The 17,054-nt window shown below is 66.2% G+C and carries 14 protein-coding genes, 1 pseudogene and 1 riboswitch; of the genes and pseudogenes, 1 reads left to right on the forward strand and 14 read right to left on the reverse strand.

Annotation, left to right across the window (positions count from 1 at the left end; translation table 11 throughout):
- Positions 1–495: 495 nt before the first annotated feature.
- From L2Y96_RS20760 to L2Y96_RS20815, 12 genes and pseudogenes are all read right to left on the reverse strand, one after another.
- Positions 496–1,242: an adenosylcobinamide-GDP ribazoletransferase gene (locus L2Y96_RS20760; RefSeq protein ID WP_247330078.1), complete on the reverse strand. Its 747-nt coding sequence runs from the start codon at positions 1,240–1,242 to the stop codon at positions 496–498.
- Positions 1,242–1,781, reverse strand: a complete 540-nt coding sequence (locus tag L2Y96_RS20765; RefSeq protein WP_247330079.1) for a histidine phosphatase family protein — start codon at positions 1,779–1,781, stop codon at positions 1,242–1,244. Before L2Y96_RS20765 ends, L2Y96_RS20760 begins: the two co-directional genes overlap by 1 nt.
- Complete coding sequence (cobT, locus tag L2Y96_RS20770; protein ID WP_247330081.1) at positions 1,778–2,821, reverse strand: nicotinate-nucleotide--dimethylbenzimidazole phosphoribosyltransferase; 1,044 nt, start codon at positions 2,819–2,821, stop codon at positions 1,778–1,780. The genes L2Y96_RS20765 and cobT overlap by 4 nt, the downstream gene beginning before the upstream one ends.
- Complete coding sequence (cobU, locus tag L2Y96_RS20775; protein ID WP_247330083.1) at positions 2,818–3,339, reverse strand: bifunctional adenosylcobinamide kinase/adenosylcobinamide-phosphate guanylyltransferase; 522 nt, start codon at positions 3,337–3,339, stop codon at positions 2,818–2,820. Before cobU ends, cobT begins: the two co-directional genes overlap by 4 nt.
- A complete protein-coding gene (locus tag L2Y96_RS20780; RefSeq protein WP_247330085.1) occupies positions 3,336–4,883 on the reverse strand; it encodes a cobyric acid synthase in 1,548 nt (515 codons plus the stop codon). The genes cobU and L2Y96_RS20780 overlap by 4 nt, the downstream gene beginning before the upstream one ends.
- Entirely contained in the window at positions 4,880–5,974 is a 1,095-nt protein-coding gene (locus L2Y96_RS20785) for a threonine-phosphate decarboxylase (protein WP_247330087.1), read from the reverse strand. Before L2Y96_RS20785 ends, L2Y96_RS20780 begins: the two co-directional genes overlap by 4 nt.
- Positions 5,967–6,920 (reverse strand): adenosylcobinamide-phosphate synthase CbiB, encoded by a 954-nt coding sequence (cbiB, locus tag L2Y96_RS20790; protein WP_247337164.1) that lies wholly within the window; start codon positions 6,918–6,920, stop codon positions 5,967–5,969. The genes L2Y96_RS20785 and cbiB overlap by 8 nt, the downstream gene beginning before the upstream one ends.
- Before the next feature lie 14 nt (positions 6,921–6,934).
- Positions 6,935–8,251, reverse strand: coding sequence for a cobyrinic acid a,c-diamide synthase CobB (locus L2Y96_RS20795; RefSeq protein ID WP_247330089.1), 1,317 nt, complete (start codon positions 8,249–8,251; stop codon positions 6,935–6,937).
- Entirely contained in the window at positions 8,248–8,877 is a 630-nt protein-coding gene (gene cobO, locus L2Y96_RS20800) for a cob(I)yrinic acid a,c-diamide adenosyltransferase (protein WP_425492464.1), read from the reverse strand. The genes L2Y96_RS20795 and cobO overlap by 4 nt, the downstream gene beginning before the upstream one ends.
- Positions 8,874–9,455: a hypothetical protein gene (locus L2Y96_RS20805; RefSeq protein ID WP_247330092.1), complete on the reverse strand. Its 582-nt coding sequence runs from the start codon at positions 9,453–9,455 to the stop codon at positions 8,874–8,876. The genes cobO and L2Y96_RS20805 overlap by 4 nt, the downstream gene beginning before the upstream one ends.
- Before the next feature lie 23 nt (positions 9,456–9,478).
- Positions 9,479–11,314, reverse strand: coding sequence for a TonB-dependent vitamin B12 receptor (gene btuB / locus L2Y96_RS20810; protein ID WP_247337170.1), 1,836 nt, complete (start codon positions 11,312–11,314; stop codon positions 9,479–9,481).
- Positions 11,315–11,479: 165 nt separating this feature from the next.
- Positions 11,480–11,714: riboswitch (cobalamin riboswitch) on the reverse strand.
- 113 nt (positions 11,715–11,827) lie between these two features.
- Positions 11,828–12,796: pseudogene (locus tag L2Y96_RS20815) on the reverse strand (acyltransferase family protein); the annotation flags it as partial.
- A 421-nt stretch (positions 12,797–13,217) separates the two neighbouring features.
- Between L2Y96_RS20815 and L2Y96_RS20820 the strand changes: the two are divergent.
- Positions 13,218–14,801 carry a GGDEF domain-containing protein gene (locus L2Y96_RS20820; protein ID WP_247330093.1) on the forward strand — a complete coding sequence of 528 codons (1,584 nt, stop codon included), beginning with the start codon at positions 13,218–13,220 and terminating at the stop codon, positions 14,799–14,801.
- Between the two features lie 76 nt (positions 14,802–14,877).
- Here L2Y96_RS20820 and L2Y96_RS20825 read toward each other — a convergent pair whose 3' ends face one another.
- On the reverse strand, positions 14,878–16,188 hold the full coding sequence (locus L2Y96_RS20825; RefSeq protein ID WP_247330095.1) for an ATP-binding protein: 1,311 nt from the start codon (positions 16,186–16,188) through the stop codon (positions 14,878–14,880).
- Positions 16,188–16,919, reverse strand: coding sequence for a response regulator transcription factor (locus tag L2Y96_RS20830; protein ID WP_247330097.1), 732 nt, complete (start codon positions 16,917–16,919; stop codon positions 16,188–16,190). The genes L2Y96_RS20825 and L2Y96_RS20830 overlap by 1 nt, the downstream gene beginning before the upstream one ends.
- Between the last annotated feature and the right edge of the window lie 135 nt (positions 16,920–17,054).

A 17,054-nucleotide genomic window follows, 5' to 3' on the forward strand; every position in this document is an offset into this window, starting at 1 on the left:
GCATTTGTCGCTCTGATCCCTGACGACATTGCGAAGTCGTTTCCTGCCATGCCGGGGATGCCACCCGCGCTATATTTCCGGCCCAACATGTTCCAGCTACCACCCGTGGTTCAACTATTCATATACGCCCACGAATGCGCGCACCAATTTGTGGGACTCAACGAAGCCGCCGCCGATTGTATGGCAGTAAAATTGGGGCATGAACAAGGATTCCTTACCCCAGCGGGGTTGAATCAAGTATGCGCTGCGTTCGCTTCGAGTCCTGGCGATTGGACGCACGCACCCGGACCACAGCGTTGCGCTCAGATGATCAGCTGCTATCAATAAGCCTTAGTAGCGGAAGTCGACAACAATGTATTCCACTTCTTGGGACAATCGCAGTGCCAGCATCCGGTAGGCCTCGCTTTGCTTCCCGTCACCTGACGACAATCCCCGCAACAAATGCGGCGTGCGAGAGGCAATTGTCGCGAACCCCCATCGAGCGCAAGCGCGCTCCTACAGCAGCAGGGCTAGCAGGGTGGCGGCTTCGGTCATTTCTACCAGGGCGCCGGCGGTGTCGCCGGTGAAGCCGTGGATGCGTTTTAGCGTGGCGCAGCGCCAGAGGTAGCCGGTGATGAAGGCGGCGACTAGTGCTTTGAGGCCGGTGGTGCCGAAGGCTAGGGGTGCGGCGATCGTCAGGATCAGGGCGATGCGGCAGCCGAGGGCGGGAGCGCCGCGTAAGGGGGCGCCGAGGCCGTTTTCGCGGACGTAGGGGGTGGTCAGGAAGAGGGCTACGAGGGAGCCTCTCGCTAGCAGGGGTGGGAGGATTAGGGGCCAGGGGAAGTCGGCGCTTCGGTTGATCGCGAGCAAGCTCGCTCCTACAAGAGCCGATAGCGTCGTGAACTTGAGGAGGGTGACCAGGATCAGGGACATCACGCCGGCGGGGCCGCAGCGTGGGTCCTTCATGATTTGAAGGGTGCGTTCGCGGTCGCCCATGCCGCCGATCCAGGCGTCGGCGCTGTCGGCCAGGCCGTCGAGGTGGAGCGCGCCGGTGATGATGACCCATAGGGTGACCATTACCGCGGCGGCGGGTAGCGACGGCATGTGCCGCAGGCACCAGGCCGCGAGTACGAAGAGGGCGCCCAGTACGAGGCCCACGAACGGGTACCACTTCAGCGAGGCGGCCTGCGCGCGCACGTCCCACGCGACCTTCGGCATGGGTAGCCGGGTGAGAAAGCCGAAGGCGATGGCCAGACCGCGCATTACGTGTTCCAGGTGATGGCGTGCAGTGAGGCGTGCGGCACGTCGATGCCTGCCATGTCGCCGAAGGGACGGTGTTCCGCCGCGCAGCGTAGCAGGCGGATGGCGCCACCGTGGGTGACGACGAGGACGCGCGCATCACGCGCCTCGATCGCCACCTCGTCCATGCCCGCGGCGAGACGCGCGCGGAACGTCTCGAACGTTTCGGCACCCGGCGGCGGATTCGCCACTGGATCGGCCCAGAAGCGGCCGAGTGCATCGCCCTGCTCTTCCGCGAGCGTCTCGATGGGCACGCCCTGCCAGTCACCGAAGTGATATTCGGCGAGACGCGCATCGAGGCGCAGCGGCAACCCGCGTGCGCTAGCCAGTTCTTCTGCGAAGCGCGCACAGCGCGCCATCGACGAGGACACGATGCGGTCCCACGTCTGCCCTTCCACCGCGGCGCGCAACTGCATCCAACCGAGCTCCGTCAGCGGATCGTCCAATTGGCCGCGATAGCTGCGTTGCCCGGTGTCGCCGTGGCGAAGCAGATCGATGCTCATGCCTCCGAGACTCCGGCTTCCGCGAATGTCGCCATGGAACCGTGTAGCGTGCAGGCCATGCGCAGCAGGGGCACGGCGACAGCAGCACCGCTCGCTTCGCCAAGGCGCATGTGCAGGTCGAGCAGCGGTTCGGCCTGCAGGGCGTCGAGCACGCGGCCGTGGCCACGTTCGTGGGAACGATGGGCGAAGATCATCCAGGGCCGTGCGTCCGGGCGCAGTGCCACGGCCGCGAGCGCGGCGGTGCTCGTGATGAATCCATCGATCAGTACAGGCATACCGCACTGCGCGGCGGCCACGTAAGCACCCGCGAGCGCGGCGATCTCAAAGCCACCCAGGCAACGCAGTTTCTCGCGCGCGGAGTCGGCGCCGGCGTGCGTGCGCAGTGCATCGCCGATCACGATGGCCTTGTGTGCTACGCCTTGCTTATCCAGGCCGGTGCCCGGGCCGGCCAGCGTCTCAGGCTTCTCGCCGAGCAACGCACACGCCAGCGCACTCGCTGCCGTCGTGTTGCCGATGCCCATGTCGCCGCCAATAAAGAGCTCAGCGCCATCCGCCGAAGCGCGCGCAACGCTGCGCACGCCCGCATCGAGCGCCGCATCCAGTTCGTCGTCGGTCATCGCAGGCACGTGGCGCAGGTTCGCCGTGGACGATGCAATCACTTCACGGCGTACGCCTTCGATCTCGCCCGGATCGTTCACCGTACCGAGGTTCACCACATCGAGCGTGGCGCCAAGCTCGCGCGCCAACACGGCGATGGCCGCGCCACCCCCTGCAAAGTTACGCAGCATTTCGCCGGTCACGGCCTGCGGGAATGCCGAGATGCCTTCGGCGGCCACGCCATGGTCACCCGCGAACACGGCGATGTGCACCTTGTCGACACGCGGGCGCTTGCGCGACTGCAGCGACGCCAGCTGGATCGCCAGCGCTTCGAGCCTGCCCAGCGAGCCCGGGGGCTTCGTCAGTGTGTCCTGGCGCTCGGCCGCGGCCGCCGCGGCGGCGCTATCGGGGATACGGCAGGGCACCGTCATCCAGCGTTTCATGGCAACGTTCCTTTCATCACGAGGGGGAGCCCGGCGGCCACGAACACGACACGTTCGCAGGCCACCGCGAGGGATTGGTGGAGACGGCCGGCTTCGTCGACAAAACGGCGCGTGAGCGCGCCCATCGGGGTGATGCCGAGGCCGACTTCGTTGCTGACCATAACGAGGTCGTGCTGCATGGCGTTGACCGCATCGAGTAGCGCGGCGTGCTCGCTTGCGAAATGTAGGCCATCATCGATGCCCAGTGCGTTTGAGAGCCACAGCGTGAGGCAGTCGATGAGCACGAGCCGATCCGATGCGGCGTGGGTACGCAACGCGTTGGCCAAGGCGAGTGGTTCTTCGACGGAAAGCCATTCGACAGGCCTGCGTTCGCGATGGTGCGCGATGCGCTCGGCCATTTCACCATCGAGTGCCTGTGCCGTGGCGATGTAGACGACGTCCTTGCCGGACTCACGAGCCAGCTTTTCCGCAAGCGCGCTCTTGCCCGAACGTGCGCCACCGAGGATCAGGGTTTTCATGCGTTGATTCCAAACCACGCGTGGAGGCGGGCGGTGTCCATGTGCGCGTCGATCGTGTCGGCAAGGCGATCGATCGAGGCATCGCGCAGGGCGTCGATATCGAGGGGCACGGCATCAGTCACACCCACCCTTTGCAGCAGCGCGGCAAGCGCCTCGGGATGATCAAATATCCCGTGGAGATAGGTACCCATCACAAGCCCATCCCCCGAAACAGCACCATCGCTGTAGGAGCCCACCCTGTGGGCGACATCTTTTCGCGAAAGCCCTACAGAGCCCTTGGCGTCATCGCGAACGGCGTCGCCCACAGGGTGGGCTCCTACAACGGTCGTTAGCGGGTTTTTCAGGGCGGGACCGGTGGATAGGCCGCAGTGGATTTCGTAGCCGGTGACGGTTGCGGCTTCTCCGTGCAGTGTGCCGGTGACGCGGCGGAGCTGTTTCTCCGGCGTCATCACAGTTTCTATGTCGAGCAGGCCGAGGCCATCGGTGGAACCGGCCGGGCCTTCGATGCCGTCTGGATCGTGGACGGCCCGGCCTAGCATCTGGAAGCCACCGCAGATACCGATGACATGCCCCCCGTAGCGCACGTGGCGCTGGATCGCCTTATCCCAGCCGCGTTCGCGCAGCCACGCCAGGTCAGCGCGGGTCGACTTGGATCCGGGGAGGACGATCAGGTCGCAAGGCGGGAACGCGTCTCCCGGACCGACAAAGAAGCACTCGACATCGGGGTGGGCACGCAGCGCATCAAAGTCGTTGTGGTTGCTGATGCGCGGGAAGGCCGGTACCGCGACACGCAGGCGGGCATCGTCGCGCTTGGCGTACGTGCGGGGAAGCGCATCTTCGGCTTCCAAAATCAGGCCGTGCAGGTAAGGCAGGACGCCTAACACCGGCTTGCCGGTTTCGCGCTCCAGCCAATCCAGTCCTGGCTGCAGTAATGCGATATCGCCGCGGAACCGGTTGATGACGAAACCCACGATGCGTTCCCGCTCACTCGGCGAGAGGACCGCAAGCGTTCCGACCAGATGCGCGAAGACGCCACCGCGGTCGATATCGGCAACGAGGATCACCGGACAATCGACCGCCTCGGCGTAACCCATGTTCGCGATGTCGCGATCACGCAGGTTCACCTCCGCCGGACTACCCGCACCCTCGACCACGATGGCGTCGTAGGCGGCCGACAGACGCGCATGCGAAGCGAGCACCGCCTCCATCGCCACGCGCTTGTACGCGTGGTAGCCCACTGCATCCATATTGCCCACGGGATGGCCGTGCACGATCACTTGTGCGCCGGTGTCGCTGTTCGGTTTCAGCAGCACGGGATTGAAGTCGGTGTGCGGCGGCACGCCGGCGGCCTGCGCCTGCACCGCCTGCGCGCGGCCGATCTCGCCGCCATCGATGGTGACCGCGGCGTTCAAGGCCATGTTCTGCGGCTTGAACGGCGCGACACGCACACCACGACGTGCGAGCCAGCGGCATAGCGCGGCCACGACCGTGCTTTTACCGGCATCTGATGTGCAGCCTTGAACCATGAGCACGCGCGCGGTCATGCGAGCACCTCGCGCAGCGCCTCGGCCAGGCGCGCACGCGCGATGGCATCCGGCGGAAGGCCGAAGCGAAGACCGCTGGGCTCCGTGAAAAGACGCACGAGGATCCCGCGCGCGGCGAGTCCACGGTGGATATCCGCGGCATCGGCGTGTCGGCAGTACTGGAACAAATCCGTTCCTCCGCTGGGTGGCAGGCCTGCTTCCGCCAGCGTAGCGGCGAGCGCCTCGCTTTCGTTGGGCAGCCGGTCACGCATGGCGGCATGCCACGCGGTATCACTCAGTGCCTGGGTCACGGCAAAGCGCGTGGGACCGCTGAGCGACCATGGGCCGAGCTGCTCGCGCAGGGCCTCGAGCAGGGCCGGCCACGCAGCAACGAATCCAGCGCGCGCACCCGCAAGCCCGAAGAATTTACCAATGGAACGAAGCAGGATGAGTCCTTCGCGCGGCCGAAGGAAGAGCTCCGGCCGCGTATCGCCGAATGCCTCGTCGACGATGATCCACGGCTCCGCCCCTCCTTCCCCGCGCTGTCGCGCGCTCGGCTCTTGTGGGAGCGCGCTTGCGGGCGATGGGCCAGAGCCAAGAGCCGCAGAACCTGTGGCGTTGTCGCGAAAAGATGTCGCGCCCGAGCGCGCTCCTACAAGGGGGGCGGCGATCGCGTGGTTCGCGGTCGGGATGCGTTCGGCCGTTGGATTGTTGGGCGAGATGAATACCGCGACGTCGAATTCGGCGGCTCGGGCAAGCAGCTCTTCCATCGGAAGCAGCGTGACGTCGTGGCCTGCTTCCCGCCATGCGTGGGCGTGTTCGGCGTAGCCGGGGGACTGCACGGCCACGCGCGAGCGAGGGCGGAGGCGTGGCAGGGCCTGGATCGCCGCTTGCGTACCGGCAACGGGTAACAGGTGTTCGCAGCCGTAGTACGCGCGTGCGGCTTCGAGCAGGCCATCTTCATCCTCCGGAAGGCGGTGCCACGCTTCCGCAGGGATCGGCGGCACCGGCCACGGGTGCGGGCTCAGGCCCGTGGAGAGATCGAGCCACGCCTCGCGTGGAATGCCGTATTCCGCAACGGCACGGGCCAGGCGGCCGCCGTGTTCAAGCATGTGCAGCCACTCCCATCAGCAGTGCCGCCACGAGCCAGCCGATGACGCCGCGATCGACAAGGCGCAACGCGGTGCGAATGCTGGACGCGTCCGGCGTATCGCCTTGACCCAATACAGGCCGGTCCTGCCACTCGCCGTGATACGGCGCGGGGCCACCTAGCTCGACATGCAAAGCCCCTGCCCCAGCGGCCATCACCGGGCCGGCGTTTGGGCTCTTCCAACGCGGTGCCTGCTCGCGCCAGCAACGCAGGGCGATATCGAATCGGCCGGCCAGCGCATAACTCAGTGCCGTGAGCCGTGCCGGGACATAGCCGAGCACATCATCGATACGTGCGGCGGCCCAGCCGAAGTGGAGGTAGCGCGGTGTGCGGTAACCCCACATGGCATCGAGGGTGTTGGCCAGGCGGAACAGCATGGCGCCTGGACCGCCGAGCAGTGCAAACCAGAACAGCGCGCCGAAGACCGCGTCGTGGCCATTCTCCAGTACGGACTCCGTTGCCGCGCCTGCCACCTGCGATGCGTTCAGGACGCCCGTATCGCGGCTCACCATCCAGCCCACGGCGACGCGTGCCGCATCGAGATCGTTTGCATCCAGGGCCTCGGCAATGGGGCGAGCGTGCTCGCCAAGGCTGCGGCGGCCGATCGCGGCGTAGAGCACGAGGGTGTCGATGCAGAACGCTGTCCATGGAGGAAGTATGGAACGTAGGGCGAGCAGCACGGCCAGGGGGAGCAGGACCGCCAGGGACCATGCTGCGATGCCGGTGATGCGGCGGCGGGGATCGCGTGCAAGCACGCTCCTACAGGGGGGCGCGGTATCCGTGGAGGGTGTGGCTTCGGTGGGATTGAGGCGGCGCTCTATCGCGGACGCGTAGCGGCCGAAGGCGACGAGGGGGTGGAACCGTTTGGGTTCGCCGAGTAGCGCGTCGAGCACGACAGCGAGCAGCATGGCCAGCGCGGTGCTCACGGCAGGAACAGGCGTGCCGCGGCGTCGGGGTTCGACGGGAAATAGAAATGAACAAAGCTCGCTGTCATCCGCTGGCGGCGATATACCGCCTCGGAGGTGGGGCCACCATTCGGATTCGTTGCCATCGCAAGCGGCTCAGCATCGATGGCTGCGCGCGCATAGTGGAACGAGTGCCCACGCAGCTCGCCCTCCGGCAGCGCTACGCCTTGCATACCGAGTGCGGCCATACGCGTCTGCATCGCCGCCGTTCCACGCAGCAGGCCAGCCATGGCAGCACCATGGCCCTCGCGATCGGAGAGGGCGTCCAGGGCGTAGAGCAAACCGCCGCATTCGGCGAGCAGCGGGCGGCCCGTATCCACGTGTGCGTGGAGCGCCGCGCGCAGGTCCGTACGGGCGGCGAGCGTATCGAGATGGAGTTCCGGGTACCCACCGGGTAGCCAGACGGCGTCACAGGCCGGCAGCGCGTCGCCCGCGAGCGGAGAGAAATAGACGACCTCTGCACCCGCCTGGCGCAGGACATCGACGTTCGCGGGATAGATGAAGGCGAAGGCAGCGTCGCGTGCGACGGCGATGCGCTTGCCGTTGAGCGAGGCACCCGCGGAAGCATGCGTGACGGGTGCGAAGGGAACCGGTGGCGGCAACGCCAGGTCGCTGTGTTCCGCCAGAGCATCGGCCAGGGCGTCCAGGCGATCGTCGAGGTCGGCGAGTTCGTCGGCGGAGACGAGGCCGAGGTGGCGTTCGGGGAGGGTGAAAGGTTTTGCTCCGGACGGATCGCGCGCAAGCGCGCTCCTACGGAGGTGGCCGTGCCATGTGAGGTTTGGGGGGAGGCTCTCGCGCAGCAGCTTTGCGTGGTAGTCGCTGCCTACGCGGTTGGCGAGGACGCCGTGGACGGTGACGTCATGCCGGTACGTGGCCAGGCCGTGGGCGAGTGCACCGAAGGTCTGGGCCATGGCCGAGCCGTCGATGACCGCGAGAACGGGGAGCCCGAACCGTGCGGCCAGATCGGCGCTGGATGGCGAGCCATCGAAGAGCCCCATCACGCCTTCCACGAGGATCAGGTCCGCTTCGCCAGCCGCCTCGTAGAGGCGCGCACGGACGTCATCCTCGCCGCCCATCCACGCATCGAGCTGGTAGACCGGCGCACCGCTGGCACGGGCCAGGATCATCGGGTCGAGGAAATCCGGCCCCGTCTTGAACACCCGCACCCGTCGGCCCAGGCGTGCGTGTGCACGTGCCAGCGCCGCTGTCACACTGGTCTTGCCCTGCCCCGATGCAGGCGCGGACACCAGCAGCGCGGGGCACGCGCGGATCACAGTTCGATGCCCTTCTGGGCTTTGATACCCGCCTGGAACGCGTGTTTCACCACGCGCATCTCGGTCACCGTATCGGCAATCGCAACCAGTTCATCCGGCGCGCCACGGCCAGTGATCGCTACATGCTGGCGTTCGGGCCGGGCGAGCAGTACCGCCAGCACGCGATCCAAAGGGATATAACCCTTTACCAGCGCGATATTCAGCTCATCAAGCAAGACGTAATCGTAAGTGGCATCACCAAGCATGCGCTCGGCGACGCCCCAGGCAGCCATGGCCGCGGCGATATCCCGCTCACGGTCCTGGGTTTCCCAGGTGAAGCCCTCGCCCATCACGTGGTAATCCAGCTCATCGCCCTCGAACCGGCGGAAGAAGGCCTCCTCCCCCGTGGAGAAGCTACCTTTGATGAACTGTACGACACCGCAGCGGAAGCCGTGGCCCAGCGAGCGCGCCAGCATGCCGAAACCCGACGAGCTCTTGCCCTTGCCGTTGCCGGTATTCACCACCAGCACGCCACGATCGATCGTGGCGCGGGCGATCCGCCGATCCACCAGTTCCTTCTTCCGCTGGGCGCGGTCCCGATAGCGCGACGCCTCATCCATGTCGCGCCATTCGGGCTTGTCGGTCATACGTGTGCTGCCCCGCGGCCGCCTTCACGCGGCACGAAGCGGGCGACCACGGCATGCACCACCTGCGCCGCCAGCACGTACGCCGCCGCGGCACGCACGAACAGCGGAGCCCACTGCATGAACCGGGCGACGTATTCCGACATGTGCGGGTTCGTGTAACGGCCGCCCAGCCAGTAGAAAGCGCCGTTCGACACGGCATAGCTCAGCGTGGCGCACACCACGATGCCGAGGAACACCAGGCCATGCGAACGCAGCGAGCCATCGAAACGCGGCGCCAGCAGGCGGCCGCCGTACCAGAGCACGGCGTACGCGAGGGGCATGAAGGAGTACGCGACCGTGATGCAGAAAGCGCTCACGCCCGCATAGCTCACCGAGTACCAGTCGATCAACACGGACAAGACCACGAAGCCGATGAAGGCCAGGTGCTTGCGCAGGTAGATGCCACCCAGGAAGAACAACGCCATGGATGCATCAGGCAGATGCAGCATGTCGCCGAAGTGGTGGAAGCGGGTACCGATCATGATCACCGCGAACAAGGCGGCGATAGCAGCAAACGCGGGACGGGAAAGCGGTTTCATCGGGGTTTCCTCCGTAGGGCGGATCAGGAACGCGGCTGGTAACGCAGCGTCAGCATCCAGTTGCGGCCGGGCTGGTTGAAGTAGCGTGCGGTTTCGTAGTGGCGATCGAAGATGTTCTTCGCCGACAGCTCGACGTTCCATGCCGGGTCGAAGGCGTAAGCCATGCGCAGGTCGGTCAGGGCGTAGCCGCCGAGGCGATGCAGGTTCGTGCTGTCGTCGTAGCGGTAACCCGAGCCGTACACGCTGGCACCCACGCTGAAGGCACCGAACGAGCGGTCCACATCGACATTGGCGGTGCGGCGTGCGCGGCGCGGCAACAGGTTGCCGTGCGAGGTGTCATCGCTGACGTCTTCCGGCTGAAGCCACGTGGCGTTACCCGCGAGGCGCCAGTCACCGAGGGTCGTGTCAGCGGCGAGTTCCACGCCACGGATGCGCGAGCGATCGATGTTGTTGGCACCGCCAAACGGGAACAGCGGACCGGTCAGGCTCGAATCGAACACGATCAGGTGATCGATATGGTTCTGGAACGCATTGAGCGACCAGTTGCCCCAGCCCGGCGTGCCGCGCAGGCCCAGCTCCCAGTTACGCGAGGTTTCCGGCTTCAGGTCCGGGTTGCCGTAATCGGGGTAGTAGAGGTCGTTGAAGGTCGGCGCCTTGAACGCGGTGCCGAAGCTGCCGGTGACGCGCAGCACCTTCGTCAGCGCATAGCCGTATTGCAGGCTACCGGTCGTCTTGCCACCAAACTGGCTGTTTTCGTCGCGGCGCAGGCTGCCCTGGATCGAGCTGTCACCGAACTCCTGCTGCCACTGGGCGAACAGGGCATGGTTGCGGCGTGCATCCACGAAGTAATCCGTGCTGCCGACCACGCGATCGCGCTGCCAGTCGAAGCCGACGGTGGCGAGGCCGTACACACCACCGACCTTGCCCAGGTCGGCCTGCACCGATGCGAGATCACGATGGGTGTTGAACGTATCGGCGTAAACGCCGTTCTCGTAATCCGTCGACAGGTCGAGGCTACGACCGACGTTGAAGGTCACCAGCGCGTCCTGCGACGGACGGTAACGCACGCGGCCACCGACGGTCTGCGTGGCGGACTCAGCCGAGTTGCTGCTGGTGCCGTCGTAGTAGTTGTGGCCTTCGCTGCGCGTGGCGCTGGCATCCGCGTCCCACTGCTCGTCGAAACGCCAGCCGCCCTTCAGCGACAGTGAGTTGTTGCGGTAACCATCGGCATCCGGCTCGTAGGTAAAGCAACCGCCGCCGCCCGGGCTGGGCTTGCCACGGCAGGCGTTGATGCCATGGGTCTGGTCGTGGCTGGCTTCCACCGAATACCAGCCGTTGGTGCCGCGGCCGGCAAAGCCCGCCGAGCCGCGCAGGGTGGACCAGCTACCGACGCCCACCGAGAAGTTCGGCACGAAGCCGCCCTGCGGATGGCGGGTGAAGATCTGGATGACACCGCCCAGCGCGTCCGAGCCGTAGAGGCTCGAGTACGGGCCGCGGACGATTTCGATCCGCTCGATCTGGTCGACCGGGATGTCCTGGAAGGCGGCGGTGCCCGACGTGGCCGAACCGATCTTCACGCCATCGACCAGCACCAGCACGTGGTCGGATTCGGTGCCGCGCATGAACACCGACGTGGACTTGCCCGGGCCGCCGTTGTTGGCGATGGAGACACCCGGCGTAGCGCGCAACAGATCGGCCAGCGAACTCGGCTGCAGGCGTTCGATATCGGCGCGGTCGATCACGGTGGACGCGGCGAGCACCTGGTTGAGCGTCTGCTCGGTGCGGCTGGCGGTGACCACCACCTTGTCCAGGTCGGTGGAGGGCGCGTCATCGGCGTGGGCGGCGACGGGGGCGAGCATCGCGAGCGCGATGGCGAAAGCGAGGCGGGACGAATGGAGCGACACGTTGTAGTTCCCTGCAGACCGCGCCTACCCGCGCGGCATTGAATGCGAGGGCAGGACGTAGGCAAGGAGCAAGCGACGGCGAACGGAGTCGGGCCACCCGCGACCAGGGCCCTCCGCCTGTCCGGTGATACCTCATGGGCCGGTCTCCGGGCTCGCGAGCGCAGGGGTTACCTGCAAGGACTGGCGCCTTCCCATGCCGCACGCGGCACAGTGGCATTCGCCAGCCCCATCAACTCGCCTACCGTTGCGGGGGCAGCTCCGGAATGGCACAGGCGTTGAGCGCCTGCGGGTCACCGGATTCCCGTTTCAATCCGCGGCGCTGGCGCCTTGGATCACCCTGGGTGCGCGTAGTGTAGCGGAACGGCGCTCGCGCCAGCGCAGGAACGGGCGTTCGACGCTGTAATGGAGGGTGGCCCCCACGGCCAGGACCACCATCGCGTGGGCGAGAAAGCGCAGCCAGGGATGGCTGTCCAGACGGCCATCCAGTGCCGCCTCGGTCAGCATGAAAGCGCCCTTGTGGCTCAGGTAAAGGCTGTACGAAGCCCGTGCGAGCCAGCCAGCGCCGGGTATCCGCAACGTGGCCAGCCACGTACCGCCGCCCGCCATGCCAACGAAACCCAGCATGGCCAGGGCCACGAGGGGGTAGCCGATGACGATGGGCCAGAAGTCGGCCCGGTGGCCATCGAAGAGGAAGACGCACGCCAGGAGGAGTGCCGCCGCCGCAGGCAGCACGACGGCGTTCCGTTCGCGAACCCGCACCAGCCACGCCGGGCGGAACACCGCGCACGCGGCCAGGCCAACGCCAGCGACCAGCCCATCGAGCCGGGCATACGTGGGGTAGTAGAGGTAGCGAAGATAAGCCGGCTCCGCCGTGCCGATCGCCGGCTGGTAGAACGCGACCCACAGCCACGCGCGCAGCGCCATGCCACCGAACACCACGACCGCGCACCAGCCGACGAAGCGTCCCGGCGTGGACCTGCGCACCAGCAGCACGGCGAGCAACGGGAACACCAGGTAGAAGTGTTCCTCCACGCATAGCGACCACACGTGCGAGAACGCGTAGCGGTCGCCATCGGTGTAGAGCAGGTTGAAGGTAAAGGTGAGGAACTGCCACAGCGGCTGCATCAACGGCGTCTCGCGCCACGCGGGCCACGCCACATAAAGCCCCAACACCACAAAATACGCGGGAAGAATGCGGAATGCGCGGCGCGTGTAGAACGCGGCAAAGTCCAGTTTTCCCGCGTCGCGTAGCGATGCGAATACCTGCGAGCCGATCAGGAAGCCACTCAACACGAAGAACAGATCCACGCCCATCCACCCGGCGTGCTCGAACACACCAAAGTTTTCGCCCAGGCCGCCGATAAGATAACTGTGAAACAGCATGACCCACGCGATGGCGATGGCGCGCAAGGTGTCCAGTCCGGGCAGGCGAGTCATCGGGGCTTATCCATGGCGTGGTCGTGCAAGCGTGGGGAACGCATGCGGCTGCCTTCGGGCGGGTTCATGGCGTTTTGGAGGCGGCGCGCCAGTCCGGTAGATCATCACGCCGGGCCGGTCGCATGCCGCTATGATGGGGAGTGTCAGGCAGACCGGGGGGCTTGCCGGCACTCAAGTGGGGATGTCATGCCAATCAGGTTCATGCCGTCCGTGCCCGCCGGCGCGCGCCCTTAAGCGCGCGCGGCAAGGCACGGACGTGTTGCTGCGTCTTTCGCGCCGTTTTCTTTCGGCGCTCGCCTTTTTAACGCTGGCCTTGCATGCCGGCGACGGGCGCGCACAGCTTCGTCCCGGGGAGGACGCCGAGGCGGTCCTTGCGACCACCGATGCCATACGGACCTCAGACCACCCGGCTTTCGTCACCATGCTGGCTCGCCTCGACCGGGCCCGCGAACAGATGTCACCCGCGGCGCGCCTGCACCTCGACTACCTCGATGCCTGGCAAACCGCCTACTCCGGGGACCATGCGAAAGCCACGCCGATGCTCCGGCAGATCATCGACCAGTCGACCGACCGCGTACTCCGCCTTCGCGCCACCGCCACCCTGGTGAACCTGCTGGGCGCAGGGCGTCACTATGAAGAAGCCTTTGTCCGGCTCGATGACCTGATCGCCGCGCTGCCTGCGGTCGAAGATCCGCGTGCGCGGTTCCAGGCGCTCGCCGAAGCCTCGCAACTGATGACGGCCGCGGGGCAGTACGACCTTGCCGCGGATTACGCCGACCGCGCCGTGGCGGTAGCCGATACGCCCACCACCACCTGCAAAAGCCACGTCGTCGGCCTGCATGCGCTCTATAAGGCCGGCAAGCTCGATCCGAACGACGAGCGCGTCGTGCAGTGGGTGGCGGAATGCCAGAAAGCCGGCGAAGTGCTCGCGGCCAATGAATTGCGTGCGGATATCGCGGACTTTGCGATTCGCAACGGCCACGCTCTCGACGCCATTTCCTTGCTGGAGCACTACTACGGCTCCGTCCTGCGCGATGCTCAGCCCATGCAGACCGCACAGTACGATGCATTGCTCGCGCGCGCCCACTGGGAGGCCGGTGACGTGGTGCTTGCGGAACGCTACGCGCTGGCCGCGATCCGTACCTCGGTCGCCGGGGAATTCTCCGAGCCGCTGGTATCGGCGACGGAGACGGCCTATCTCGTCGCGCGGAAACGCGGCGACTGGCGAGCCGCGACGGGCTGGCTCGAACGCCACGCAGAGGCCGACAAAGGCCACCTGGACGACGTGAGCGCACGGGCGCTTGCCTACCAGATCGTGAAACAACAGCTAGCCGCCAGCCGCAATGAAACCGATACGCTGGATAAGCAGAACCAGATCCTGCACCTCCAGCGCGAAGCTGACCAGCACGAGGCGCAGACCAACCGCCTGTACCTGCTGCTGTCGCTCACAGTGACCGCAGCGATCGTGCTGTGGCTCATCCGCACGCGGCGCTCGCAGCAACGCTTCATGCGCATGGCGCGGCACGATAGCCTTACCGGCATCAGCAACCGCCAGCACTTCGTCGACCAGTGCACGGCGGCCCTTGTCGAGGGATCCCGCAGCGCCGAGCCCATCGCGCTGGTGCTTTTCGACCTCGATCATTTCAAGCAGATCAACGATACCCACGGCCATGCCGAAGGCGATTGGGTGCTGCTACGCGTGGCCGCGGAATGTCGCGACCATCTACGCGACACCGATGTCTTCGGTCGCCTGGGCGGTGAAGAGTTCGCGGTGTTGCTACGCGCTACCACGGCCACCCAGGCCATGGAATGCGCCGAGCGTATGCGCGCCGCCATCGGCGCCCCATCCGAGGAACACCGCACGATCGCTCGTGCGACGGCCAGCTTCGGTGTCGCTTCGACTACGCTCTTCGGCTACGACCTTGATCGGCTGCTGATGAAAGCGGATGAAGCGATGTACGCCGCTAAGGCCGGGGGGCGTGACCGGGTGGTGCAGGCGCGCTGACGGCCGCTCTTCTGGGGGCGAAAAGCCACAGGGCCTGCGGCGGTATGGCGAAAGATGTCGCCCACAGGGTGGGCTCCTACAACGGTAGGTGCACCGTCACGGTGACGCCCTGGTGGTCGGGGCGGTTGGCGATTTCGAGGGTGCCGCCGTGGTCGGCGACGATGTCGCGGACGATGGAGAGACCCAGGCCGACGCTGCCGGGGCGGTCGTTGCGGGCGGGATCCAGGCGTACGAAGGGTTCGGTGATGTCATCCAGCCGGTCGGGCGGAATCGAAGGGCCTTCGTTGCTGATGGCGATACGTACGAACGCACCCTGCGTTGCGGCGGACGCTCGCACTGCCGTGCCGTACTGCACGGCGTTATCGAGCAGGTTAGCCATCGCACGCTGCAACGCGTTCGGCCGGCAGGTCGCGACCGCTTCATCCTCGCCTTCATAGGCAACGTCCGCACCGCCATCGGCGTAGTCGTCGCACAGGGATTGCAACAGGGCGGCCACATCCACGGCTTCCCGCGGCTCGACCTCATGAGCCTCGCTGAGATACGCCAGCGCGGAATCAACCATCACACGCATGTGGCCGACATCACGAAGCAGCCGCTGGCTCATCCCATCCGGCTCGGCCGTCTGCAAAGCAAGCTGCATGCGCGTCAACGGCGTGCGCAGATCATGGCTCACCGCGGCCAGCATGCGCGTGCGGTCGTTGAGCACGCGCGTCACACGGCGCTGCATGCGGTTGAAGGCAGAAGCCGCTCGCTGGATCTCCAGCGGCCCCTCTTCCGCCAGCGGCTCGACCGCCATGTCGCGTCCGAATGCATCCGCGCTATCGGAAAGCCGGCGCAGCGGACGGATCACGCGCCAGATCGCCCAGGTGGACATCGCTGCCACGCCGACGCACAGGAACAGCATCGCGCCGACGAAGGGGAACGTGAGATGCGGCGGCGGCCGTTGCACACGATGGGTGCGCAATGCCAGTGTTTGCGCCCCCATGCGAACCAGTACCTGCGTCGCCGTTTGCGTCGGAGCGTCACTACAGACGCGCACGGTGGCCGGCCCTGTACCCGCAGGCAAGCCCTGGTTGAGCACCGACTCGAGTTCACGGGTTTCCCCGGTAAGTTCATCGCACACCGGCGGCGCCGCCAGTAGGCGTGCATCCGTGATCGGTTCATGCGGTGCGGCCAGCAATGCCGCGTGGTCGCGCTCGGGCACGTCGCGCAAGGTATCGACCAGCGCCTCCACCCGGTATGCCGCTTGCCAGGGCCACGGCGGCGCCGGCGGCACATGCGGGTAAAGCAGCATGAGCAGCAGCAGGAACAGGCAGAACGTCGCCGCCGATGCGCTGGCGACGATCGCGAGGATCTGGCCGATGGTGGTGGAGAAGAAGCGGCGCATCAGGCGCGGGCCACGTCGGCGTGCAGCACGTAGCCATCGGCGCGCACGGTGCGGATCGGGTTATCCAGCGGATCGTCGGTCGCGAGCTTGCGGCGCAGGCGACTCACCAGCAGATCGACCGAGCGCGCGGAAATCGGAAACGCCTCGCCTCGTGTCAACGCGATCAACTCGTCGCGCGACAACACCTGGCGCGGGTGCTTGCACAACGCGAGCAGCAGGTCCGTCTCGGTACCGGTCAGCAGGATGCGTACGCCCGAGGCGGAACGCACGAAGCGCTTATAGGGAAGAAACGAGAACCCGGCGAAGCGAAGCACAATGTCGCCCGCATCCGCGGCCGGCGCAACGACGGCGCCTGGCCCATCCGTCGCCGTGCGGCGAAGCATCGCGCGTACGCGCGCCAGCAACTCACGCAGGTCGAACGGCTTGGTGATGTAATCGTCCGCGCCCATTTCCAGGCCCACCACCTTGTCGGTGGCTTCACCCAGCGCGGTGAGCATGATGATCCGCGGGCCACCGCGTGCGCGGATACGCCGGCACACTTCCAGCCCATCGATCCCCGGCAGCATCACGTCGAGCAGCACGAGTTCGAGCGCCGGGTTATCGAGCAGCGCCATCGCCGCCTCGCCGCTCGCCGCCTCATCCACGCTGTAACCCTTGCCGCGCAGGAACGTGGCAAGCGTGTCGCGGATCTCGGGGTCGTCTTCCACGAGGAGAAGGTGGGCGGAATTCACGGGGTTTCCAACGAAGGTTCGCGTCATTCTGCGATATCACGGTGCATTGGGCCACCGCTACGGAGCTTCGTGTCGAAACTGACACAGTGTGTCCTTTAGCATCAATATCAACAACTTACATTGACGCTCCCGCAC

It is taken from the genome of Luteibacter aegosomaticola, assembly GCF_023078475.1.
GTDB lineage: Bacteria > Pseudomonadota > Gammaproteobacteria > Xanthomonadales > Rhodanobacteraceae > Luteibacter > Luteibacter aegosomaticola.

Coding starts and splice junctions, on each gene's coding strand:
- cobO (WP_425492464.1), bottom strand. CDS start 8,877: ATGACCGACAAGCCCGAATGGCGCGACATGGATGAGGCGTCGCGCTAT.
- cobU (WP_247330083.1), bottom strand. CDS start 3,339: ATGAAAACCCTGATCCTCGGTGGCGCACGTTCGGGCAAGAGCGCGCTT.
- L2Y96_RS20765 (WP_247330079.1), bottom strand. CDS start 1,781: ATGAGCATCGATCTGCTTCGCCACGGCGACACCGGGCAACGCAGCTAT.
- L2Y96_RS20785 (WP_247330087.1), bottom strand. CDS start 5,974: ATGCTTGAACACGGCGGCCGCCTGGCCCGTGCCGTTGCGGAATACGGC.
- cobT (WP_247330081.1), bottom strand. CDS start 2,821: ATGAAACGCTGGATGACGGTGCCCTGCCGTATCCCCGATAGCGCCGCC.
- L2Y96_RS20805 (WP_247330092.1), bottom strand. CDS start 9,455: ATGAAACCGCTTTCCCGTCCCGCGTTTGCTGCTATCGCCGCCTTGTTC.
- cbiB (WP_247337164.1), bottom strand. CDS start 6,920: ATGCTGCTCGCTGTCGTGCTCGACGCGCTACTCGGCGAACCCAAACGG.
- L2Y96_RS20780 (WP_247330085.1), bottom strand. CDS start 4,883: ATGACCGCGCGCGTGCTCATGGTTCAAGGCTGCACATCAGATGCCGGT.
- L2Y96_RS20825 (WP_247330095.1), bottom strand. CDS start 16,188: ATGCGCCGCTTCTTCTCCACCACCATCGGCCAGATCCTCGCGATCGTC.
- btuB (WP_247337170.1), bottom strand. CDS start 11,314: ATGCTCGCCCCCGTCGCCGCCCACGCCGATGACGCGCCCTCCACCGAC.
- L2Y96_RS20760 (WP_247330078.1), bottom strand. CDS start 1,242: ATGCGCGGTCTGGCCATCGCCTTCGGCTTTCTCACCCGGCTACCCATG.
- L2Y96_RS20820 (WP_247330093.1), top strand. CDS start 13,218: ATGCTGGCTCGCCTCGACCGGGCCCGCGAACAGATGTCACCCGCGGCG.